We start from the raw sequence: 21,665 nt of genomic DNA on the forward strand, positions 1-21,665 counted from the left end.
GGAGTCCCGTTTTGGAGTTATCGACTGCCGCGTGGATGGTTCACGACACCCGCCTCATGCTCTGCGTGCTGTTGGCGATCGCCAGCATCATTGTGCTGATCAGCGCGACCAAATTGCCGCCCTTCCTGTCGATTCTGATCGGCACCTTTATCGCCGGGGTCGGCGCCGGCCTGCCGCCGGAAGAAGTGGCCAAGGCGTTCAGCAAAGGCGCCGGGGCGATTCTGGGGGAAGCCGGGATCATCATTGCCCTGGGTGCGATGCTCGGCGCGCTGATGGCCGAATCCGGCGCGGCCGACCGTATCGCCACCACGTTGCTCGGGCTGGGCAAAGGCAAGTCATTGCCCTGGGTGATGGCGTTGGTTGCCATGGTCATCGGCCTGCCGCTGTTCTTCGAAGTGGGCCTGGTGATGATGGTGCCGATCATCTTTGTGATGGCCAAGCGTTCGAACCAGCCGTTGCTGAAAATCGCCATCCCGGCACTGGCGGGCATGACCACCTTGCACGCCCTGATGCCGCCGCATCCGGGGCCGCTGATTGCTGTAGGCGCATTGCACGCCGACCTGGGCCTGACCATGTTGCTGGGCTTTTGCCTGGCGGTGCCGGCCGTGATCCTGGCCGGGCCGCTGTATGGCAACTGGCTGTCCAAGCGCCTGCACGTGGATGAACCGGCCGATATCGGCGCCTTGTTCAGCGCACCGCCCAAGGCCCCGCGCCAGCCGAGCTTTGGCGTGTCGCTGCTGATCATTCTGTTGCCGGTGATCTTGATGCTCGGCAGCACCTTGGCCAAAGTCGCGTTGGCGCCGGAAAGCCCCCTCGCCCTGAGCTTGAAATTCCTCGGTGAACCACTGGTTGCCCTCGGCCTGGCGGTGATCGCCGCGGTCGTTTGCCTGGGTTGGGCGGCGGGCATGCCACGCGCTGACGTCGGCAACACCCTGCGCAAAGCACTGGCGCCTATCGCCGTGTTGCTGCTGACCATTGGCGCCGGCGGCGGCCTCAAGCAAACCCTGCTGGACGCCGGCGTCAGCCAGACCATCAGCAAAGTCGCCGAGGGCGCGCACATGCCCTATCTGCTGCTGGCTTGGCTGATCGCAGTGGCCCTGCGCCAGGCCACCGGCTCGGCCACCGTGGCCACCACCACGACCGCCGGCATCCTCGCGCCGATGATGGCCGGGTTGGCGGCGACGCAAAGCTCATTGGTCGCCCTGGCCATCGGCGCCGGCTCGGTGTTCTTCTGCCACGTCAACGACGCCGGGTTCTGGATGGTGCGTGAGTACTTTGGCTTGCAGTTGAAGCAGACGATCTGGGTGTGGTCGGTGTTGCAGACGATTGTTTCGGTAGTTGGGTTGGTGGGTACCCTGGTGCTCTGGCACTTTTTGACTTGAGTGCCGTATCGAGGGGAGACTTTCCTCCCCTCGATTATCAGTGATGCAAGACGAAGCGCGCGTCGAGTTTACCGAGCAACTCGAAAGTATTCATGTAAGGCACGTCAAACAATGAGCACACATTGGGAATGGTGAATTTACGCTTGATGTCAGGGTTATAAACTTCATGCGTAACAACCACTGCGCCTGTAGCCATTGCCTTGGCTATCAACCAAGCATCTGCCCCCTCCAGAAATTCTTCCAAAGCCCCGACTTTCATGCCGATAGCTTCATCCCGTAAGTCTTCAACTTGGCCGGCTGCACACCTAGCAATTTCCCAGCATCTCGCAGCAAAATCCGACCGCTCTGCGCTTCTGCAAGAACAGCCTTGCTCAACCGTGTGCTGTTCCTGATAGTCGCTACGCGGTAGTAATCCCCGCCACTGCCGCCTTTATCTCGATACTCTTGCAGGACCCGACGGTAGTAAGCGCCGTATTGATCACTACTGATGTGGCCAAGATCACGGGCACGACGGGCTATCACCAATGTGCTGACGCGGAAGCGTCCGGCCAACGGCGCCAGGTTTTCTTCCCAATGAAGAGCCGAACTCCAGTGCGCCCGAAAATCATCCTCCGGCGCAAGAAACTCCCCTGCCACCGCATTACAAAAGGCCTCCTCCTGACGAGCGCCTTGGCTGCTGCCGTCAGATACCCCCGTGCTACCAATCCAGATATGCGCCAGTTCATGCATCAATGTAAAAAGACGTGCCGTGGGCGCGTCCGCGCTATTGATGAAAACCACCGGAGCCATAGGATGGCTGATCGCAAATCCCCGGAATTCACTGACATCAAGTTTCCGATGGGTATTGCCTAAGGCAACACCACTGCGCATTACAAGAATTCCGGCCTCTTCCGCGCCGCTGACCAGCGCCCTCACATAGTCTTCATAACTCATTCGGGCAAAAGAATCCGTCACGCTAAGTACGCGCCGAATATCTGCAACCACTTCTTTTATTGGCGAGCGGATACTGAAACTTCCTACGAAGGACAGAGCAGAACGCTCATGATCCTGCAAGTATTCCAAGTACCAGTCCTGTTTACGGAGCACGTCCCTTACGGTGTCCATCAGGTTCAAACTTGGCTTGTCTGGAAAAACCCCACCCACGGTCCGCAGGTCGGGAAGAGGAAGTTGCTCGGGTGGGGGCGTACTGAGAAAGAGATAGCCAAAAGGCACATGCACAAGTGCAGCCCACTTTTGCGCCTGGTTGAAAGAGGGAAGACTCTGACCATCCTCCCACTCCTTCAGCTTTTCCAATTTGACCATCAGGCCTTTAGCAACCTGCTCTTGAGACAGCCCCGCCCGCTGGCGAGACCAGGACAGGATTGCAGAGTTGATATAGGCAGTCTGGGACATAGGATAAATGTGTTCGTCAAGAATGGACGTGACTATAGGAGCGACCTACCTACCCGTCAATTAATGGCCCTAGGTGCCATTTGTAACAGGGTCTATAGCGTGGCGCTTGCCAAACAGCGCCACACTCGCCACCCCCACCGCCCCCATCACTACGCAATACCCCACGCAGATCCACGGACTGGTCGGCATCAGCGCGATCAACAACAACGGCGTAGTACTTGCCCACAGCGCATAGGCGATGTTGTAGGTGAAGGAAATGCCCGACACCCGCACCTGCGCCGGAAACAGCCCGACCATCACCGACGGCACCGCGCCCACCACACCGCAGCTCAGGCCCGCCACGGCATACGCCGCGCCGAGCCACACGCCGCCGGCGATCAGGCTGGCGTACAGCAGCGCAATGCCCACCGGCAGCAACAGGCTGTAGACCAATACCGCGCGCCACGCGCCGATGCGGTCCACCAGCAGGCCGGCGAGGACGCATCCGATATTCAGGAAGACGATGCCCAGGGCGCTCAGGGCGAAGGTATGGCTGGGGCTCATGCCGAAGGTTTTCTGCATCATGGTCGGGGTGATGACCACCAGCACCACCACGGCAGACGTCAGCACGCAGGTGAGGATCATCGCCGGCAGCAGCACGGCGCGATGGTCGCGCAGCACGGTGCGCAAGGGCATTTCGGCGGCGGCCTGGCGGCGCGCCTGCATTTCCAGGAACACCGGGGTTTCACTGAGCCAGCGGCGCAGCCATACGCCGATCACACCGAATACGCCGCCGAGCAGGAAGGGGAAGCGCCAGGCGTAGTCGAGGATTTCGGCGGGGGTGAAGGCCTGCGCGAGTAAGGTGGCGGTCAGCGCCCCCAGCAGGTAACCGAAAGTCAGGCCGGCCTGCAAAAAACCCAGGGCATAGCCACGATGGTGACGCGGTGCGTGCTCGGCGACGAAAGTCCAGGCGCTGGGCACTTCGCCGCCCACCGCTGCGCCTTGCAGCACGCGCAGCGCCAGCAGGATCAACGGGGCGAAATAGCCGATTTGCGCGTAGGTCGGCATGATGCCGATCAGCAGGCAGGGCAAGGCCATCATGAGGATGCTCAGGCTGAAGACGCGCTTGCGCCCCAGGTGGTCGGCAAAGTGCGCCATCAGGATGCCGCCCAGTGGGCGGGCGAGGTAACCGGTGACGAAGATGCCGAAGCTTTGCAGCAGGCGCAGCCACTCGGGCATTTCTGGGGGGAAGAACAGTTGGCTGAGGGTCAGCGCAAAGAACACGAAGATAATGAAGTCGTAGATTTCCAGGGCGCCGCCGAGGGCGGCCAGGCCCAGGGTTTTGTAGTCGGAGCGGGAAAAACGCTGCGCCCGTGGGGAAAAGGTGGCAGTCATGTGCAGGCTCGGCAGACAAACAAAATGGCGTGCAGGTTATGAGCTGAGCCCATCGATGGCAATCGCGACGGATATATTTGTTTTCCTCATTGATCGTTGAAGATAACTACATTCCCAAATCAATGGCCGTAGAGGAACATGCCGTAAAACTGCCAAACCCCATAATAACTACAAGAGGAAAGACTCGTGGCCGATGCTATCGAAGACAGCCGCTATGCCCGATTTGCCTTGCGTTGCTCCAACTTCGCCGAGCGCTGGTTTCCTGACTCCTGGGTGTTTGCCGCCCTGGCCGTGATCATTGTCGCCGTGGCGACCCTGGGCATGGGCGCCGCACCGGCCGAAGCAGCCAAGGCATTTGGCGACGGGTTCTGGAGCCTGATCCCGTTCACCATGCAGATGGCCTTTGTGGTGATCGGCGGTTACGTGGTCGCCAGCTCACCACCTGCGGTGAAGTTGATCGACCGCCTGGCACGTATTCCCAAGAATGGTCGTTCGGCCGTGGCCTGGGTAGCGTTGATCTCCATGGTAGCGTCGTTGCTTAACTGGGGCCTGTCCCTGGTGTTCGGCGGTTTGCTGGTAAGGGCATTGGCCCGGCGCACGGACTTGCGCATGGACTACCGCGCCGCTGGTGCTGCCGCGTACCTGGGCCTGGGGGCCGTATGGGCGCTGGGGCTGTCGTCGTCGGCCGCGCAGTTGCAGGCCAACCCCGCCAGCTTGCCGCCGTCGATCCTGTCGATCACTGGCATGATCCCGTTCACCGAGACCATTTTCCTGTGGCAATCCGGCGTGCTGTTGCTGGCGCTGATCGTGGTGTCGCTGATCATCGCCTACGCCACCGCGCCTGGCCCCAACAGCGCTCGGGACGCCAAGGCCTGCGGCATTGACCCGGCCTTCAACCTGCCCAAGCCGCAGGCGCCGACGCGCCCCGGTGAATGGCTGGAACACAGCCCGTTGCTGACCATTCTGCTGGCGTTGCTGGCGGCCGGCTGGCTGTTCCATGAGTTCTCGACCAAGCCGGCGATCAGCGCCATCTCGGGGCTCAATACCTATAACTTCCTGTTCATCATGGTGGGCGCGCTGCTGCACTGGCGCCCGCGCAGCTTCCTCGATGCCGTGGCCCGAGCGGTGCCGACCACCACCGGCGTGCTGATCCAGTTCCCGCTGTACGGTTCGATCGCCGCACTGATGACCGTGGTCAAGGGCGGCGACGGCCAGACCCTGGCGCACCATATCTCGACGTTCTTTACCTCCATCGCCTCCCACGACACCTACGCCCTGCTGATGGGTGTGTATTCGGCGGTGCTGGGTTTCTTTATCCCCTCGGGTGGCGGCAAGTGGATCATCGAAGCGCCGTACGTGATGCAAGTGGCCAATGACCTGCAATACCACCTGGGCTGGGCGGTGCAGATCTACAACGCCGCCGAGGCGCTGCCGAACTTGATCAACCCGTTTTATATGTTGCCGTTGCTGGGTGTGTTGGGGCTGAAGGCGCGGGATTTGATCGGGTTTTCATTTGTGCAGCTGCTGGTGCATACGCCGCTGGTGTTGTTTTTGCTGTGGGCGTTGGGGACGACGTTGAAGTATTTGCCGCCTGTGATGCCTTAAAAGGGGTCGATGCGGGCTTGCTCGCGAATGTGGACTGTCAGAAAAAATCCGGCGACTGACACACAGCCTTCGCGAGCAAGCCCGCTGCCACAGTATGTTCTGCGCCCTGTCATACCGATTTGGCGTCAGCCAATATCTGATGGCGTAGTTTTGCTGGCAGATCACCGGGTGTAAGCAGGTCAACCTTAACGCCCAACAACTCCTCCAACTCTACCTGTAGGCCACCCAAGTCAAATAGCGTGGTGCCAGGGAGTACATCAACAAGCAGGTCAAGATCACTCCCCTCTCTGTCTTCGCCCATTGAAGCAGAGCCAAAGACTCGCGGATTAAAGGCTCGAAAGCGAGTAACCATCACACGAATAGCGATCCTGTTCAGATCAAGTGCGGTAGAAGGCTTCACAGTTCACCTTGGCGACGTTCAACACCTTGCAACCTTAGCAGCGCTTGAGCCGTGTAGACACGCTCCGCCCATCACCCGCCTGTCTTTGTTCCGTCACATTCCATTGCTACCGTCCTGCGAAATATCTTGCAACATCTCGCCAAGGACTCCTCCGCAATGAGTGACGAGCACAACGACCGCCCTACAACCAACTCCGCCCCCAAAACGCCGGTAGACACCAGCCGTCGGCGCTTCCTCGGCGGTGCGGCGGTGTTGGGGGTGGGGGCGACCTTGAGTGCGTGCGGCAATACCAGCGAAGCACCGAGCTCACCCGTGACGCGGCCGCTCACGCCCCAGGAACTGGACAAGGCGCTGCGCGAGCAGGTGAAAACCGTGGTGGTGATCTACGCCGAGAACCGCAGCTTCAACAACCTGTTTGCAGATTTCCCCGGGGTGGAGAAACCGCTGTCGGCGTTAACCGCCAAGGATTTCCAGCAGCGCGACCGCGATGGCAGCGTATTGTCTGCCCTGCCACCGAGCTGGGGCGGTGTGTTGCAGGTCGGCCCGCAAACGGTGGACGGGGTGACCTACCCAAGCGAAGTGCAATTCCAGCAAAACCTGCCCAACGCACCCTTCGCCCTCAAAGGCCCGCAGGGCGAAGACCTGCCATTGAGCCTGGTGACTCGCGACCTGTGGCACGTGTTCTACCAGAACCAGATGCAGATCAACGGCGGAAAGAATGATGGTTTTGTCGCCTGGGGCGATTCCGGTGGGCTGGTGATGGGCCATTACGCCCAGAGCCGTTATGCCCTGCGCCTGTGGGACGTGGCCAAGGAGTTTGTGCTGTGCGATAACTTCTTTCAGGGCGCGTTTGGTGGCTCGTTCCTTAACCATCAGTACCTGATCAGCGCCACCGCGCCGTTTTATCCCAATGCCGCGCAGTCGGTGGCCAAGGCGCAGATCGCTACGCTGCAAAGCGATAACCCCAGCGACACGCGCCTCAAGCCCTTGGACACCTCCCCGGCCAGCGCCATGACCGGCCCGCCACAGTTTGGCCCCAGCGCACTGACACCCGATGGTTACGGCGTAAACACCCTGGCCCCACCCTATTGGCCTACCTGGATCCGCGACCCGCAAAACCCGGATTACTCCAAGCCCGACCTGCCCAATGTGCTGGTGCCGCAAACCCACGAGCATATTGGCGACAAGCTGTCGAAAAAGAACATCGACTGGGCCTGGTACGCCGGTGCGTGGCAAGCCACCCTGGAGCAGTTCAAGGACTCCGGCGGCATCCCCAAGATTCCGAATTTCCAGTACCACCACCAGCCGTTCAATTACTTCGAGCAGCAAGGGCCGCAAAACCCTGCAGAACGTGCCAGGCGCCTGCGTGACGGCGGTTTGGGCGATGAGTCGAGCACCAACCGGTTCTTCGCCGACGCCCAGGCCGGCAAGCTGCCTGCCGTGAGTTTCTACAAACCCCAGGGCAACCTGAACATGCACGCCGGCTATGCCGATGTGGCCTCGGGCGACCGCCATATCGCCCGCGCCTTGAAAGTGCTGCAAGAAAGCCCGCAGTGGAAAAACATGGTGGTGGTGGTGACCGTGGATGAAAACGGCGGCTGGTGGGACCACGTGGCGCCGCCCCAGGGTGACCGCTGGGGCCCGGGCTCGCGGGTCCCGGCGCTGGTGGTGTCGCCGTTTGCACGCAAAGGCACGGTGGACCATACGGTGTACGACACGGCATCGATCCTGCGATTGATCACACGGGTGTTCCAGTTGGAGACCCTGGACGGCCTCAAGCAGCGCGATGATGCGATGATCGCGCGCGGCCAGAACCCCATGGGCGATCTGAGCAATGCCTTGCAGTTCAGCCTGTAGGGGCTTATCCAATAACGACATGCCGGGCGATTTAATACGCGATTTTCCTGGTCAGCCGCTACTGTGTGCAGGTGGGCTTCCATCCCGCGCAGACGGGTTTCGCTGACAAGGAATCGACTATGTTTAAACTGACCAGGCTGTCCTTCACCCTCGTCGCACTGCTGGCGAGTGCGGTCGTACAGGCCGACATCGAGGTGCCACTGGGCAGCACGCAGCGCGTCACCCAGTTGTTCGCGTACCCCAACAACTGCAATGTGATCTGCTTTCGGCCATGGTCACTGGAGCAGACCGCCGAACACTATTTGAACCAGAGCCTGCAACGTGACGGTTACAGCCGGGCCAAGGTCAGTGTGAAGACCCATGACGGTCAGGTCACTGCGACCTTCAGCGGCGTGCCAGACGGCTACGGCCAGCCGCTGACCACGCTGCTCAATACCGCCGACCTGGCTTACCAAGGTGCCCGCCAGCTCAACAGTGATGGCAAATGGGCCTACAACTGGTACCTGTTCCTGCCGCTGGGCATGGCCCTGGAAAACCGCAAAAGCATCGAGCTGTTGCACTTCCCTCCGGATTACTCGCTGACCCAGGCCCAGGATTACCTGGAATCGGCCACCACCGACCGCTGGGCCACCTTGTTGAGCGAAAATGGCGTACCGGCCACCGAAACGCCGGCGTACCAGACCATCATCGATATCGCGCCCATCGCTGCGCCGTCCAATGCCGGCAAAGACTTGGAAACCGTCTATGGGTATTTCACCGACTACCAGACCCGCATGGTCAAGGAACTGAGCTTGCGCCCTGGCGGCGCATTGCCCATGGTGGCCTTCGGCGCGCCGGTGCGTAGCTGGATCAAGCAACAGTACGGGCAAACCGTGGGCGTGCTGAACCTGGCGCAGATCAGCCCGGAGCCCGGCAAAACCGTCGCGGTATTGGGCGCCAACCACCCAAGCTACATTTGGTACGCGGCCAGCCCCGACAGTTATGACGGTGACGAACAAAAGGCCGACGACGCCGGCTTGAAAGTGATGGGCCAGGATTTGAGCGCCGCCTGCTGGCAAGCCGGCATGGGCCAAAAACCCGCCAGCGATGCGAATGTATTGCTCAAGGCCTGCCTGAACACTTGGCAGGTCACGCGCAAGGAGCAGACGTGTGAACTGTTCTACACCTCGGTGCGCCACCTGACCCCCGAGCAGGCCAACGCCAAGTGCGCCACAGCGCCTATCAAAGCGCAGTTGAAACTGTTGAGAAATGCTGCTCCCACGCCCACCGTCACAGCCCCTGCGCTTTAAGACGAATAAACCGTTTCTACTGTCAACTTTGACAGTAGAAATCGGATCCAACTTCAGCGAATCTGGGGCCGCGCCCATTTGCTGCAAGACTGGCCGTCACACCCGCAGGTCCATGCAGCCCCGCTCAGGAGAGTGATGAAAACTCGAGCCATGGATAAGGCTAAAACGGCTGTGGATGACTGTCTTTACCCCTTCAAGACGCTGCTCGTTGAGCAGGGTTACCCCTCGACCGAGCACTTTGAGGTCAAGCAAGAGGCTGAAGGGGTTGCGGCCAGGGTCATAGCGCGCGTGGCCTTTGAGAGTCGCATGCGTATTGCCCAGGTTTCCGGATATGCCGTGAGCGAACGTCGCCCGCACACGCTGCAGCTGTCACCCCGCATCCACTTGTACGATTGCTGGTTCTGCGGCCTGTTACAGCACTCCTGCAACCCGAACGTGTTTCTGGACACCACGTACCTGGAGTTATGGACGGTGCAACCCATCCACGCCGGCAGCCTGCTGACCCTGGATTACGCCACCACCGAAGACACCCTGGCCCGGCAGTTCGCTTGCCATTGCGGCGAGCTGAACTGCCGGGGCTGGATCACCGGCAGCAAGGAGCCGCTGAACGCCGAGGGCCAGGCCTTCATGGCCTGGTGGCGCGAGCACAAGCGACGTTAGGCTTCGCCCAACGGACGCAGGCGGTATTGCGGCGGCAGTTGCTCAAAGCCACTGATGGTGGTGTTCAAACTCTTCCAGCGGCCGTCCTTGATGCCATAAATGCAGCCATGGATCGACAGGCTCTGCCCACGGTGCCAGGCGTTTTGCACAATGCTGGTGTGGCCGACGTTGGCTACCTGCTGGATCACGTTGAGTTCGCACATGCGGTCTACGCGCTCTTCTTCGGTGGGCAACTGGGCCAGCACATCGCGGTTTTCGTAGTACAGGTCGCGAATGGTGCGCAACCAGCCGTCGATCAGGCCGAACTGGCGGTCCTGCATCGACGCACGCACGCCGCCACAGCCGTAGTGGCCGGTGACGAGGATGTGTTTGACCTTGAGCACATCCACCGCGTACTGGATCACTGACAGGCAATTGAGGTCGGTGTGCAGCACCACGTTGGCGACGTTGCGGTGCACGAACAGATCACCAGGCAACATGCCGACGATCTCGTTGGCCGGTACACGGGCGTCGGAACAGCCGATCCACAGGTATTCCGGGGTTTGCTGGCGGGCGAGCTTGGCGAAGAATTCGGGATCTTCCTGTTTGATCGCGTCCGCCCAGCGTTCGTTGTTATCAAGCAGGTCTTGTAGTTCGTTCATCAGGGAAGCCTCAGGAATGATGCGCAGTTTTGTGACTGACAAGCCCTCGTCCGGGTCACGCCAGGCGCTAATTAGCTTGAATTTTTTGGCTGCCATGCCTGTCCACACACTATAAGCCCCACAGTATGAGGATTGGCCATGACTGAATCACGACGTCCCTACGGCGCAACGCAGCCGGAACCGATCGATGACAACGAGGACCGCATGGGTGAGATGCGCGAGCTGGATTTTGACGAAGAGGACCAGACCGCGGAAATCGGCGACGAGCTGCCGCGCCGTGAACGCGACCATTTGATGCCCGACGAACGGGTACGCGAAGCCGGGCTGACCGGGGCTTCGACGGATGATCATGAATCCACCGATGACGATATGAGCCCGGAAACGCTGATCCACGAGGATGGCGCGCGGGATGCGCAGGAGGAAGGCGAAGACAATGCCGCCGACTATGACTTGAGCGTCGTGGAAGAAGATGACATTGGTGGCGGGAATGGGTTGGATGAGGCGGAACTGGCGGATCTGGACCCACTGAACCGCAAGCGCTGATCGACCATCACCCTATGTAGGTGTAGGAGCGAGCTTGCTCGCGAAAAAACCACAGGCGCCGCGTTCATCCAGGAAGCACGCGTTATCGTTGACGTTTTTCGCGAGCAAGCTCGCTCCTACAGCTCACGGTTGTTCAGTCGACGAGGGTGCAGGCCATCACGACTGCATCTTCGCGGCCACCCACCGCCGGGTAGTAATCCCGGCGACGGCCAATTTCGTTGAAGCCATAGCGCTCATACAACCGAAACGCGCCGGTATTGCTGTCACGCACTTCCAGGAAACATTCCCGGGCGTTGGCCGCATAGGCACGGGACATCAAGTGCTCCAGCAGCGCCAGGCCCAAACCGCGGCCTTGGTTTTCCGGCTTCACGGTAATGTTCAGCAAGTGCGCTTCATCGAGGATGATCTGCACTACTCCATGCCCCACTTGCTGCTCACCTTCGAACATCAGCCAGATCTGGTACTTGCCCAGCCCGTCGAGAAAAATCCCGCGGGTCCAGGGATGGCTGAACGCTGCGTATTCGATTTTCAGCACGGCGTCGAGGTCGGCCTCGGTCATCGGGCGGAAGGATAAAGCCTCACTCATCAGTTGTTTTCCAGCGCGCCATCAGCCGGCGCATGGCTTGCCAGACATCAGCCTTACGCTGTGGCTCTTCCATTAATAATTCCAGGCCCGGCAGGGCCCACACCGTACCCAGGCCTTCAACCTGCAGCTCGCGGTACCAGGCCTCGGCATTGGCTTCACCAGCAAACCGCACGGCGGGCAGGCCGATCAGCCACAGGCACACGCAGGGCTCGTCTTCCAGACGCGCCGAGACAAACCCCTGGACGAAATCCCGTGCGGCCTCGGGGCCCTGGTCCATGGTGCCGCGCACCAGCAGCGGCCAGCGCACCGGCTCACCGACGATCTGAGGGCTGTCGGGCAGGCCGGCGGCGCGCAGCATGTCCTTGAGCAACAGGTAGGCCGGGTCACGGGACTGGAAACGTTCGCCGGTCGGCAGTTCCACCAGCAGCAGGCAACGCCCGGCCCGCAGCAATTGCAGGGCAAAGCGTGGCGGCGGCACCACCGGCGCCTTGGCCACCGGCGCAGCCTCTTCGACCGCCTTGGCAGCCTTGGTCACCGGCGCCGGGCGCGGCACTTCGATCTTGGCTCGCTCGACCGCCGGACGCGCCTCAGGGGTGGGTTTGACCACCGCCACAGGCGCGGCCGCCTCTTCTCCCGACGACTCGAACGCCTCATAGGGCTCAAGCGCCTGCAACAGCTCGGGCCGCGACGGCGCGGCAAACGGCAGTTCGGTGCGGGGCAGCCAGTTGACCACCTGCATGGCGGTCAAGTAAGCGCGACGTCGGGACTCGATAAGCACAGCTCGGCCACTTGTGGATAAGTAAAGAGCGGGGATTCTACCGCTGTTCAACCACAATCGCCCACTGCGCACTGACCGGCTGTGGATAAATCCCGCGCGTGATGCAGTACAATCGCGACTTTTAATCGCCAACCAGCCGGCCATTCCCATGATCGAACCCAAGCGCGTCCTGCGCGCCCTCGCCGAACACTGGGCCTTACTTGAGCCTCTGTGCGAACACTTCGACCAAGGCACCCTGAGCCTGGCCGAGCTGCGCGCACAGTTGGCCGCCCAACAACTGGACAGCACGCCCCAGGACATCACCAGCCTGCTGGACGTGTGGATTCGCCTGGATATCCTGGTACCTGTCGCCAAGAGCCCGAACCGTTTCGAGCTCAACGCGCAGATCCACGACTTCCTCGCCTATCTTCGCAAGGAGCACCGGCTTGGCCTGTGCCTGGAAATCGAAGCCTACCTGCGCCACCTGGAGCGCCTGGCCGGTTACATCCAGGACGCCTTCGACATCCGCGACGGCCACGACCTGGCCCGGCAACTGCGCCTGTTGGATATGCGCGTGCGCGATGTGCTCAAAAAGCTCGCCAACGACGAACAGGCCCTCGCCGCCGTGGCCGACCGCGCCAAGACCAGCGACCGGCAGATCCCGTTGCGCCAGCGTTACGCCGAAGTATTGGCGACCTGGGACGAATACGTCGAGCCGATGATCCAGTTGGTGAACGCCGACGGCGCCTTCGAGCAAGGCGTGCGCAAGGTGGAAAACGTGCTGCTGCGCATGCTCACCGAGCAACAGCGTCTTGGCCACCTGGTGGATGACGACATGCTGCTGCGCACCCACGCACGCATCCTCGAAATGCAAACCAGCGCCCAGTTGACCTTGCGCCATGCGCGGGAGTTGCTGCTGCCGCTGCGTGAAGAAGCACGCAGGCATAACGCCGTGACTCGTGGCGCAGCGCTGGCCCTGTCGGCGATTCGCCGCAAAGGCCTGGACGCGGTGCCGCAAGCGGCGATGCCGATGTTCACGCGGCCGCAAAGCACCTTTCTGGGCAGTGCCAGCCAGGTCGAAGCCTATGTGTATGCCCTGGCCAATTTCGAGCCTAAACCGGCGCGTTTCCCCAAGGCGCACAAGTCCCACAAAGGCGAAGCCCAGCGCGCACCGCGTACGGTCAAGGAAATGCTCGAGCGCTGCGAAGATGCGCTGCCGATGCCCGACCTGATGACCTGGCTGCTGGAGCAGGAACCGGACGGCGCCACCGATGAATTGCTGTACTGGTTCTCGCGCCTGTCCCGGGAAAAACGCTTCAAGCGCGAGCGCCTGGAACGTCGCGATTACCACACCCACGAGCACCAGGTCAGCCTGCGCTCCTTCGCCCTGCTCCCGGCCGGCGTCGATGCCACCGAGAATTCTGCGAGCACGCCTTATGCATCTTGATCTATCCGAACTGTCCCAGCTGGCGCCGATCTTTCGCGAGCTGTTCAAGGGTTACCACGTCAGCCGCCGCGACCCGGAGCTGTACGCGCAACTGTCGAACTTCCAGGACCAGTACCGCACGCTGTTCAAGGCCCTGGGTTTTGAGTTGGTGTGCGATACCCGCGGCTTCTATTACTTCGTGCCGGACACTGCCGTGGCTGCCGCGCAGGTGAACAAGACCGCCCAGCGCCTGGCCTTGTTTACTTTCATCATCGTCGAACACCTGGCCGACCAGGGTCGCGACCCGATTGCCGTGCTCGACGGTGGCAGCCTGGGCCGCGATGAGCTGCCTTCGTTGCTGGAGAAATACCGCGACCTGTTTATCCAGGCCGAGGTGCAAACCCAGGAAGAGCTCGAAGAAAAAATCATGCGCCGCATGACCCAACTGGGTTTTGCCAGCGAAGACAACGGTATCTACCGCTTCCTGCCGCCGATGCACCGTTTCCTGGATGTGTGCCTGTCGGTGCAGCAAGACCGCGACCTTGCCGCCAGCGTGCACAGCGTATTGCCGCTGCCGGCGCCGGTGATCATCGACGAAGACAGCGATGAGAAACTGCTGAAGACCGATGACCCGCTGGATTTGAGCGCCTTCACCGAAGAAAGCGAAGAAGATGCCCTGGCCCGTGCCATTGCCGAAGAACAGGAGACCGACGCATGAGTAAGGAACGCTACGGCATCCGCCGCTTCGCCCTATTGAACACCGCCGGTTACAGCCTGGGGTTGTTCCCGCTGGAAGAACCGCTGTCGGTGTACGGCGCCAACAACCTGGGTAAATCCGCCTCGATCAACGCCTTGCAGTTCCCGATCCTGGCACGCATGTCGGACATGAGTTTCGGCAAGTACACCTTGGAACAATCGCGGCGTTTTTACTTTGCCACCGACACCAGCTACATCCTGGTGGAAGTCTCCCTGCCCCACGGCCCCCACGTTATCGGCGTGGTCGGCCGCGGCCCGGGCGGTGGCTTTGGTCACCAGTTCTTTGCCTACGCCGGCAAGCTGGACCTGGCCCACTACCAGAAAAACGACACCTGCCTGCGCCAGAAAGAGCTGTTCACCAACCTTGAGCGCGAGGGCCTGAAAGCCTACGAACTCAAGCCCGATGAGCTGCGGCGTTTGCTGGTGGGCGGGCATACGTCGATCCCGCTGGACCTGACCCTGATTCCGCTGCGCTCCACCAGCGAGCAGAGCCTGAAGACGTTCCGCGCGCTGTTTATCAACCTGCTGCACATGCGCGAAATCACAGCGGCCAAGCTCAAGCAACTGTTCCTCGATGCCTTCGAACACAGCCTGCGTTCGGGCAGTGTCGATTACATCGCGGCCTGTGAAGAAGCCTTCCGCGATGTGCGACGCATGGAGCAGGACTACAACTCGCTGGTGGCAGCCGGCCCCTTGGTTGAAGCCTTGGCCAATGGCGTGAAACAGCGCGACGCCCTGCGCGGCAAACTGCATCGCCTGTCGCCGCTGCTGGACTCGTTGCTGGGCACCTGGTCGGACTACGCCAGTGCGCGCAAGGAAGAGCTGACCATCCAGGCCGAACACTACCGCAACGAGCAAGACGCGCTGCAGAGCGACCAGCGCGGTGGCACCCAGGAGCTGATGCGCCTGGAGCGGGAAATCAGCGGCATCCAGCGTTGGTTGGGCGAGTTGTCGGTGCTCAAGCACCGCTTTGCCCTGGTGGATGACGTCAAGATGCTGGAGCAACAACTGCTCGCCGCCAAGGACGCTCACGATGAACTGGCGGGCGCCTTGGCGCAGTCGCGACAGTTCAGCGCCGAGGACTTGGAAGAGCGCCTGCGCGACCTGGAAAAGCGCTTGAAGTCGGTCAAGCAGCAACTCGATCACGCGGACAACAACAGCTACGCCAAGCTGCGCGAAGAGTTCTCGCAGCAGGATGTCGAGCGCCTGATGCGCCTGTTCAACAGCTCGTTGTTCAGTCTGCCGCTGGGCGAACATGGCATCACGCTGGACGAAGACGGCCAGTGGGTCAAATCTCTGGAGCAGATCCTCGATGGCTTCAAGGGCGAGCGCTTTGAAGTGCCGGGGCTGTCCATCGATATCTCGCACATCGAGCCGCCTGCCTTGCAGGCCCTGGCGGACCGCGCCGCGTTACGCGACCAGAAAGAGCGCCTGGAAAAAGAGCTCAAGCAGCTGAAAACCCAGCAGGCCGTGGCCTCTGACCGCGCCGCAAGCAAGACCCAGACCGAAGCGCTGTACCAACAGGTGCTGGATGCCCAGAAGGCTCTGGAAGACTTCCGCCGCACCCAGACCCTGAGCGCAGAAGAAGGCGAGAAGCTGGAAACCCTGGCGCAGATGGAAGCTGCCCAGGACGAGTTGAAGCGTTCCAGCGATGCCTTTACCGAGCGCGTCCAGCAACTGTCGGCCAAGCTGCAATTGGTCGGCCGCCAGATCGGCGATATGGAAGCCAAGCAACGCACGCTGGATGACGCGCTGCGACGTCGTCAGCTGTTGCCGGCGGACCTGCCGTTCGGCACGCCATTCATGGACCCGGTCGACGACTCCATGGACAACCTGTTGCCGCTGCTCAATGACTATCAGGACAGCTGGCAGGGCTTGCTGCGCGCCGATGGCCAGATCGAAGCGCTGTACGCCCAGGTGCGTCTCAAGGGCGTGGCCAAGTTCGACAGTGAGGATGACATGGAGCGTCGTCTGCAGTTGCTGATCAACGCCTATGCGCACCGTACCGACGAGGCGCTGACCCTCGGCAAGGCGCGCCGTGCAGCGGTCACCGACATCGCCCGTACCCTGCGCAACATCCGCAGCGACTACGACAGCCTGGAACACCAGCTGGCGCTGTTCAACCGCGAGATCAACAAGCGCCAGGTCTCCAACCTGCAAAGCTTCCGCATTGTGCTGGCGCCGAACAAGGAAGCGCTCAAGCATATCGACCAGATCATCCACAGTGCCGGTCAGTATGAAGAAGGCGAGACCCTCTCGGTGTTCGACCTCAGCCAGAGCGCCGAACAGGACAACAAGAACGAAGAAGCCAAGGAATACCTGGCTCGCTTGGTAGCCGCTAACCATAACCAGCTGGGCCTCAAGGACTTGTTCGAGTTGGCGTTCGAAATCACTAAGGTCCACGGCCAGCCGGTAATCCATACCGACATCGACGGCGCTGCGTCCAACGGCACCACCATGACCATCAAGGCGCTGACCAACATGTATTTGTTGCTGCACCTGATGGACCGCGACCAGGCCGGTCGCGTGCGCTTGCCGTACTACCTGGATGAAGCAGCAGACATCGATGAGAAGAACCAGGCAGCGCTGCTGGAAACCAGCCTGCAACTGGGCTTTGTGCCGATCCTGGCCAGTGTAAAGCCGCAGGTGTCCGCCCAGGTGGCGATCGACCTGGAAGGCGGCAGCGGGCCGAACGGGATCTACATCGATGAGGCGGACTGGAAGTACATCCGTCGCCATGATGTGGTGAAGGCGACGATGAATGTGCGGGCGGACGAGCCGGAGCTGGATGAAGTCTGACGGGTTGTACTGAAAGTAAAAAGGCCGCGATCTTTTGGATCGCGGCCTTTTTTTTCGGCTTGGTTTTTGTGGCGTCTTTGTGGGCCTCTTCGCGGGCAAGCCCGCTCCCACAGTTGATCGAGTTTCCCTGTAGGGATGCGATCGAATGTGGGAGCGGGCTTGCCCGCGATAGCCGCGCCTCGGTCTATTTACCGAGTGGAATCTTGGGCGCCCAGGTCAGCCACTCATCCTCAAACTTGTCGAACAACGGGAACGTCTGCTGCGGCCGTGCCGGGTTGCCCATGCGCTCGCCATCCGGCGTGGCAAAGGCGATCCCACCGGCCACCAATGTCTCCAGGGACTCGGTCCGCACCGTCGCGCCCTTGAACAAGCCGAAGTCGAGGCCAAAGCCGCTGGTGTTCCAGAAGCGGCTGCCACTGCGTACCAGCGGTGCGTACTTGGGCTCGATCAGGATGTGCACCAGCACGCGGTCAGCGGTCTGGCCCAGTTCATAGCCGGTGACTTTACCCACCGTCACTTCACGGTATGTGACCGGTACCCCCTCCTTCAACGAACCACGGCGGGCGGCGCTGAGTGTGAGGCTCAGGCCAGCTTCCTGATGCACCGCTTCGGGCGGCTGGGCCAGGGCGACAAAGCTCTTCTGCGGGCCGGCGTTTTTCGCGGCCGGTTGCACTTCGATGTATTGGCCGGTGACCAGGGTTTCCAGGTTAGCCGTCTTCATCAGCCCCAGTTCCGGCTTGACCACCCAGAACTGACTGCCGGTACGCGCGATGCGGTCCGCGACCTGGGTGATACGCGCCTTGAGCAGCACCGACTGCATGTCGGCACTGAGGTCGACACTCTCGATCTTGCCCACATCCAGGCCCTTGAAGCGCACCGGTGTGCCGACGCTCAAACCGTCGGCACGGTCGACTTTGATGGTCACCAGAGTGCCGTGCTGGTTGGCGGCATCACGGTCGGCATACAGGCGAAAGCGCGGGATGCGATGTTTCAATGGCACGTTCGGTTCCGGCGTTTCGAAGGCGATACCGCCCGCCATCAGGCTGGCCAGGGATTCGCTTTTGACCTGGATACCGCCAGTGAGCCCGCCCGTGAGGGTGACGCCGCTGGCATTCCAGAAGCGCGTCGAGCCGTTGACCAGGCTTTCGTATTCCTTCTCGATATGAACGCCAATCACCAGTTGTTTTTTCTTGCGTGAAAACTGGTAGCTCTGCACCGAACCGACTTTGACCTGCTTGTACAGGATCGGGCTGCCGACATCCAACGAGCCCAGGCTGTCGGTGAGCAGCACCATGTGCAGGCCCGGGGAACGCAGGTCCAAAGGCGGCGCCTTGGCGCGGGCTACGTATTCGCGTTGTGGGGGGGTGCCTTTGTCGCCTGGGCGAATCGCAATGTAGTTGCCCTTGACCAAGGCCTCCAGGCCGGTGATGCCTGCCAGGGAGATGGACGGTTTGACCACCCAGAATTGCGTGTCCTCGACCAGGTAGTCTTCGGCCAATGGGTCGAGGGTCAGCTCGGCGCTGGCGCTGGACAGGTCCGGGTCGACCTTCAGGGTTTTCAGGCTGCCGACCTGGATGCCTTTGTACATGACCGGCGTACGCCCGGCCTGCAGGCCTTCAAAGTCGGTGAGTTTGACCTTGACCTTGATGCCCGCTGCCGCGGCATCGAAATCTTCGTATAGACGGAAAGGCAGGCTCGGGTCGGTGGGCGGGCTGTCTTTGCGATTCTCTGGCGTGGCGAAGGCAATACCACCGGCGACAATGCTGGAGAGGGATTCGCTGCGCACTTTCAAACCGGAAAGGTTGGCATCGATACTAATGCCGCTGGCGTTCCAGAAACGCGTGTGTTTGCGCACCAGGTTGGCGTAGGTCGGTTCTATATAAACCTTGATCTCGACGGTGCTCTGGTCCTCGGACAGCAGGTAGCTTTTGACCTGGCCGACCTGAATCTGCTTGTAGAACACCGGACTGCCACGGTTCAGCGAGCCCAGGCGATCGGCCTTGAGGGTCAGGTGCAAGCCGGGCTTGGCGTCGGATAACGGCGGCTCTTCGGAGAGCGCCTTGAACTTGCGGGTGGGCTCGCCATCACCGGGGCTGGCGGCGATGTAGTTACCCGAGACCAGGGTTTCCAGGCCGGTGATGCCGGCAAGGCTGACGCTGGGCTTGACCAACCAGAAGCGAGTGTTGGTCTTGAGGTACTGCTCAACGTCCTTGTTCATCTCGATGGTGGCGATCACCCCGCGATTGCTGCCCTCGTCATCCAGGGCCAGGGTTTTGACCTTGCCCACGGTCATACCTTTGTAGACCACTTCGGTCTTGTTGACCTGAATGCCTTCGCCGCTCTCAAAGCGAACTTGAATCTCGATACCTTGCTGGGAATAGGCACGCCACCCCAACCAGCCACCGATGATCAGGGCAATCAGGGGCAACACCCAAATGGCCGACCAGTTAGAGGCTGGGCGGGTTTTAGCTTTAGGCAAATCACTCATGGTCGTCGTCCGACTCCGTGTTATCCCAAATCAGTCGGGGATCGAAAGTTACTGCGGCAAGCATCGTCAAGATCACCACACTGGCGAACGCCGCAGCGCCGAGGTTGGCCTCGACACTGGCGAGTCGCCCAAAGTTAACGACCGCCACCAGGATGGCGATCACGAAAATATCCAGCATGGACCAACGCCCAATGAATTCGATAAAGCGGTACATCACGATGCGTTGTTGCGCGGACAGCGGTTGGTGACGCTGCACCGAGAACAGCAGCAGGCCAATGCCGACCAACTTGAAGGTCGGTACCAGGATACTGGCGATGAACACCACGGCCGCGATAGGAAACATCCCGTGCTGCACCAGCTGGATGACACCCGACATGATGGTGCTGGGGTCGCCTTGGCCGAGGGAGTTGACCGTCATGATGGGTAACAGGTTAGCGGGGATATACAGGATCGCCGCGGTGATCAACAGCGCCCAGGTGCGCGTGAGGCTATTGGGACGACGGGCATGGATCAGCGCGCCGCAACGGGTGCAGAGCTGCTCATCGGTATCCGCTTCCTGCTTGTTCAACTCATGGCATTCGGTACAAATCAGAATGCCTGCATCAATCGCCCGCATGGTCATCCTCTCCTGACAGCGCTTGCCAGATCTGATGGGGCGACATCACCACCTCAAGCAGAACTTGGACCATTAATAGACTGACGAAGCAGACCAGACCCAGGCCAATGGTGATGGAGGCCATGTCCGCGAGCTTTACGATCGCCACCAGCACACCCATCAAGTAGACCTCCAACATCCCCCAGTCCTTCATGTGGTGGTAGATGCGGTACAGCAGCAGCCCGTAATTGCGCCCTATGTTCCAGCGAATGCTGAGTAGCACTGCCAATTGGCACAGGAGCTTGAGCAAGGGGATGCCCATGCTGCACAGGAACACCACGGCGGCAACGCCTTGCATACCGGTATCGAACAGGCCGACGACGCCGCTCCACACGGTGTCCTCCGAGGACTGCCCGAGTAGATTGAGTTGCATGATGGGCAAAAAGTTCGCGGGGATGTACAGCAGCAGGGCTGCCAGTACCAAGGCGAGGCTGCGCTCGACCACATTGTGCCGGTGAGCGTATAGCTCGTAGCCGCAACGTGGGCATTGGGCTTTTTCGCCGAGGGCGAGCGTTGGTTTGCGCATCAGCAAGTCGCACTCATGGCATGCCACCAGATCGTCCAGCGGTAAATCCGACACCTCGCGGGCATCAACCGGATCGGGCATAGATAGGGCTCTGACTCTAAAAATGGTTAGGTGGCTATTCTAGTGGTGTCGCTCAGAAATAACTGTGCAAATTTGTCGGGGTAGTCAGGTCGGGGTTGGGGGGAATAAGTGTACGGGGACAAGGTGGACACTTTTCGAGCGCCCAAAACAAAACCCCAACTGCTTTCGCAATTGGGGTTTCGGAATTTAATCTTGACGATGACCTCCTCTCACATGGGGAACCCCCACACTACCATCGGCGATGCATCGTTTCACTGCTGAGTTCGGGATGGGATCAGGTGGTTCCAATGCTCTATGGTCGTCAAGAAATTCGGGTACTGAGTCGCGGCCAGCTGGCCTCGCTTCAGCAAATTGGGTATGTGATAGAGCTTGGTGTTTTGTGAGCGTCGAACTTTCGGTTCATTTTCGTCTTCACACACCGCAATCTGATGCTCGTTAGAGTAGTCAA

Annotated in this window: 18 protein-coding genes, 1 rRNA gene and 1 pseudogene; 9 read left to right on the plus strand and 11 right to left on the minus strand. The window is 60.7% G+C overall.

Translation table 11 applies throughout. The features are described 5' to 3' along the window. Positions 1-11 precede the first annotated feature (11 nt). Positions 12-1,382 (plus strand): gluconate:H+ symporter, encoded by a 1,371-nt coding sequence (locus DK871_RS12995; RefSeq protein WP_161905320.1) that lies wholly within the window; start codon positions 12-14, stop codon positions 1,380-1,382. Between the two features lie 37 nt (positions 1,383-1,419). Here the strand turns inward: DK871_RS12995 and DK871_RS13000 are convergent. The 3 genes and pseudogenes from DK871_RS13000 to DK871_RS13010 form a co-directional block, all read right to left on the minus strand. Next, positions 1,420-1,653, minus strand: a pseudogene (locus DK871_RS13000) (DUF4411 family protein); the annotation flags it as partial. Next, the gene (locus DK871_RS13005) at positions 1,638-2,774 is read right to left on the minus strand and encodes an XRE family transcriptional regulator (protein ID WP_161905321.1); all 1,137 of its coding nucleotides are present in this window, start codon (positions 2,772-2,774) and stop codon (positions 1,638-1,640) included. The pseudogene DK871_RS13000 and the gene DK871_RS13005, both read right to left, overlap by 16 nt. 69 nt (positions 2,775-2,843) lie before the next feature. After that, positions 2,844-4,148: an MFS transporter gene (locus DK871_RS13010; RefSeq protein WP_161905322.1), complete on the minus strand. Its 1,305-nt coding sequence runs from the start codon at positions 4,146-4,148 to the stop codon at positions 2,844-2,846. Positions 4,149-4,334: 186 nt separating this feature from the next. Here DK871_RS13010 and DK871_RS13015 point away from each other — a divergent pair, with 186 nt between their 5' ends. Then, positions 4,335-5,753, plus strand: a complete 1,419-nt coding sequence (locus tag DK871_RS13015) for a short-chain fatty acid transporter (RefSeq protein WP_003188294.1) — start codon at positions 4,335-4,337, stop codon at positions 5,751-5,753. Positions 5,754-5,862: 109 nt separating this feature from the next. Here the strand turns inward: DK871_RS13015 and DK871_RS13020 are convergent, their stop codons facing one another. After that, complete coding sequence (locus tag DK871_RS13020) at positions 5,863-6,153, minus strand: nucleotidyltransferase family protein (RefSeq protein ID WP_057701733.1); 291 nt, start codon at positions 6,151-6,153, stop codon at positions 5,863-5,865. A gap of 156 nt (positions 6,154-6,309) precedes the next feature. Between DK871_RS13020 and acpA the strand changes: the two genes are divergently transcribed. The 3 genes from acpA (at position 6,310) to DK871_RS13035 (ending at position 9,959) form a co-directional block, all read left to right on the plus strand. Beyond that, on the plus strand, positions 6,310-8,010 hold the full coding sequence (acpA, locus tag DK871_RS13025) for an acid phosphatase (protein WP_161905323.1): 1,701 nt from the start codon (positions 6,310-6,312) through the stop codon (positions 8,008-8,010). Between the two features lie 119 nt (positions 8,011-8,129). Then, complete coding sequence (locus DK871_RS13030) at positions 8,130-9,299, plus strand: hypothetical protein (protein WP_161905324.1); 1,170 nt, start codon at positions 8,130-8,132, stop codon at positions 9,297-9,299. A 135-nt stretch (positions 9,300-9,434) separates the two neighbouring features. Further along, positions 9,435-9,959 carry an SET domain-containing protein-lysine N-methyltransferase gene (locus DK871_RS13035; protein ID WP_161905325.1) on the plus strand — a complete coding sequence of 175 codons (525 nt, stop codon included), beginning with the start codon at positions 9,435-9,437 and terminating at the stop codon, positions 9,957-9,959. Here DK871_RS13035 and can read toward each other — a convergent pair. Further along, positions 9,956-10,600, minus strand: a complete 645-nt coding sequence (gene can, locus DK871_RS13040) for a carbonate dehydratase (RefSeq protein ID WP_003188288.1) — start codon at positions 10,598-10,600, stop codon at positions 9,956-9,958. The genes DK871_RS13035 and can overlap by 4 nt on opposite strands. A 138-nt stretch (positions 10,601-10,738) precedes the next feature. Here can and DK871_RS13045 point away from each other — a divergent pair, with 138 nt between their 5' ends. After that, positions 10,739-11,143: a serine kinase/phosphatase gene (locus DK871_RS13045; protein ID WP_161905326.1), complete on the plus strand. Its 405-nt coding sequence runs from the start codon at positions 10,739-10,741 to the stop codon at positions 11,141-11,143. A gap of 133 nt (positions 11,144-11,276) precedes the next feature. On the opposite strand, the gene rimI is transcribed toward DK871_RS13045, so the two are convergent. Beyond that, positions 11,277-11,729, minus strand: a complete 453-nt coding sequence (gene rimI, locus DK871_RS13050) for a ribosomal protein S18-alanine N-acetyltransferase (RefSeq protein ID WP_003188286.1) — start codon at positions 11,727-11,729, stop codon at positions 11,277-11,279. Continuing rightward, positions 11,722-12,468: an energy transducer TonB gene (locus DK871_RS13055; RefSeq protein WP_161905331.1), complete on the minus strand. Its 747-nt coding sequence runs from the start codon at positions 12,466-12,468 to the stop codon at positions 11,722-11,724. The genes rimI and DK871_RS13055 overlap by 8 nt, the downstream gene beginning before the upstream one ends. 187 nt (positions 12,469-12,655) lie before the next feature. Between DK871_RS13055 and mksB the strand changes: the two genes are divergently transcribed. From mksB to mksF, 3 genes are read left to right on the plus strand one after another with little or no spacing between them, the layout of a single operon-like run. After that, positions 12,656-13,933, plus strand: a complete 1,278-nt coding sequence (mksB, locus tag DK871_RS13060; protein WP_032893713.1) for an Mks condensin complex protein MksB — start codon at positions 12,656-12,658, stop codon at positions 13,931-13,933. Further along, a complete protein-coding gene (gene mksE / locus DK871_RS13065) occupies positions 13,923-14,630 on the plus strand; it encodes an Mks condensin complex protein MksE (protein WP_003188281.1) in 708 nt (235 codons plus the stop codon). The genes mksB and mksE overlap by 11 nt, the downstream gene beginning before the upstream one ends. Beyond that, positions 14,627-17,467, plus strand: coding sequence for an Mks condensin complex protein MksF (mksF, locus tag DK871_RS13070; protein ID WP_161905327.1), 2,841 nt, complete (start codon positions 14,627-14,629; stop codon positions 17,465-17,467). Before mksE ends, mksF begins: the two co-directional genes overlap by 4 nt. A 184-nt stretch (positions 17,468-17,651) precedes the next feature. Here the strand turns inward: mksF and DK871_RS13075 are convergent, their stop codons facing one another. The 4 genes from DK871_RS13075 to rrf all read right to left on the minus strand — a co-directional run bounded on the left by DK871_RS13075 (position 17,652) and on the right by rrf (position 21,523). Continuing rightward, on the minus strand, positions 17,652-19,955 hold the full coding sequence (locus DK871_RS13075; protein WP_161905328.1) for a PqiB family protein: 2,304 nt from the start codon (positions 19,953-19,955) through the stop codon (positions 17,652-17,654). Further along, positions 19,948-20,571, minus strand: a complete 624-nt coding sequence (locus tag DK871_RS13080) for a paraquat-inducible protein A (RefSeq protein WP_044271248.1) — start codon at positions 20,569-20,571, stop codon at positions 19,948-19,950. The genes DK871_RS13075 and DK871_RS13080 overlap by 8 nt, the downstream gene beginning before the upstream one ends. Then, positions 20,558-21,217 carry a paraquat-inducible protein A gene (locus DK871_RS13085; RefSeq protein ID WP_003188275.1) on the minus strand — a complete coding sequence of 220 codons (660 nt, stop codon included), beginning with the start codon at positions 21,215-21,217 and terminating at the stop codon, positions 20,558-20,560. The genes DK871_RS13080 and DK871_RS13085 overlap by 14 nt, the downstream gene beginning before the upstream one ends. A 190-nt stretch (positions 21,218-21,407) precedes the next feature. Beyond that, positions 21,408-21,523: ribosomal RNA gene (rrf, locus tag DK871_RS13090) — 5S ribosomal RNA — on the minus strand. Between the last annotated feature and the right edge of the window lie 142 nt (positions 21,524-21,665).

This window comes from Pseudomonas sp. L13, from assembly GCF_009935965.1.
Classification (GTDB): Bacteria; Pseudomonadota; Gammaproteobacteria; order Pseudomonadales; family Pseudomonadaceae; genus Aquipseudomonas; species Aquipseudomonas lactis.

Bases quoted from the DNA above. Each gene is read 5' to 3' on its own strand.
- DK871_RS13005 (WP_161905321.1), bottom strand. From the start codon at position 2,774: ATGTCCCAGACTGCCTATATCAACTCTGCAATCCTGTCCTGGTCTCGC.
- DK871_RS13010 (WP_161905322.1), bottom strand. From the start codon at position 4,148: ATGACTGCCACCTTTTCCCCACGGGCGCAGCGTTTTTCCCGCTCCGAC.
- acpA (WP_161905323.1), top strand. From the start codon at position 6,310: ATGAGTGACGAGCACAACGACCGCCCTACAACCAACTCCGCCCCCAAA.
- DK871_RS13030 (WP_161905324.1), top strand. From the start codon at position 8,130: ATGTTTAAACTGACCAGGCTGTCCTTCACCCTCGTCGCACTGCTGGCG.
- DK871_RS13035 (WP_161905325.1), top strand. From the start codon at position 9,435: ATGAAAACTCGAGCCATGGATAAGGCTAAAACGGCTGTGGATGACTGT.
- can (WP_003188288.1), bottom strand. From the start codon at position 10,600: ATGAACGAACTACAAGACCTGCTTGATAACAACGAACGCTGGGCGGAC.
- DK871_RS13045 (WP_161905326.1), top strand. From the start codon at position 10,739: ATGACTGAATCACGACGTCCCTACGGCGCAACGCAGCCGGAACCGATC.
- rimI (WP_003188286.1), bottom strand. From the start codon at position 11,729: ATGAGTGAGGCTTTATCCTTCCGCCCGATGACCGAGGCCGACCTCGAC.
- DK871_RS13055 (WP_161905331.1), bottom strand. From the start codon at position 12,468: ATGCAGGTGGTCAACTGGCTGCCCCGCACCGAACTGCCGTTTGCCGCG.
- mksB (WP_032893713.1), top strand. From the start codon at position 12,656: ATGATCGAACCCAAGCGCGTCCTGCGCGCCCTCGCCGAACACTGGGCC.
- mksE (WP_003188281.1), top strand. From the start codon at position 13,923: ATGCATCTTGATCTATCCGAACTGTCCCAGCTGGCGCCGATCTTTCGC.
- mksF (WP_161905327.1), top strand. From the start codon at position 14,627: ATGAGTAAGGAACGCTACGGCATCCGCCGCTTCGCCCTATTGAACACC.
- DK871_RS13075 (WP_161905328.1), bottom strand. From the start codon at position 19,955: ATGAGTGATTTGCCTAAAGCTAAAACCCGCCCAGCCTCTAACTGGTCG.
- DK871_RS13080 (WP_044271248.1), bottom strand. From the start codon at position 20,571: ATGCGGGCGATTGATGCAGGCATTCTGATTTGTACCGAATGCCATGAG.
- DK871_RS13085 (WP_003188275.1), bottom strand. From the start codon at position 21,217: ATGCCCGATCCGGTTGATGCCCGCGAGGTGTCGGATTTACCGCTGGAC.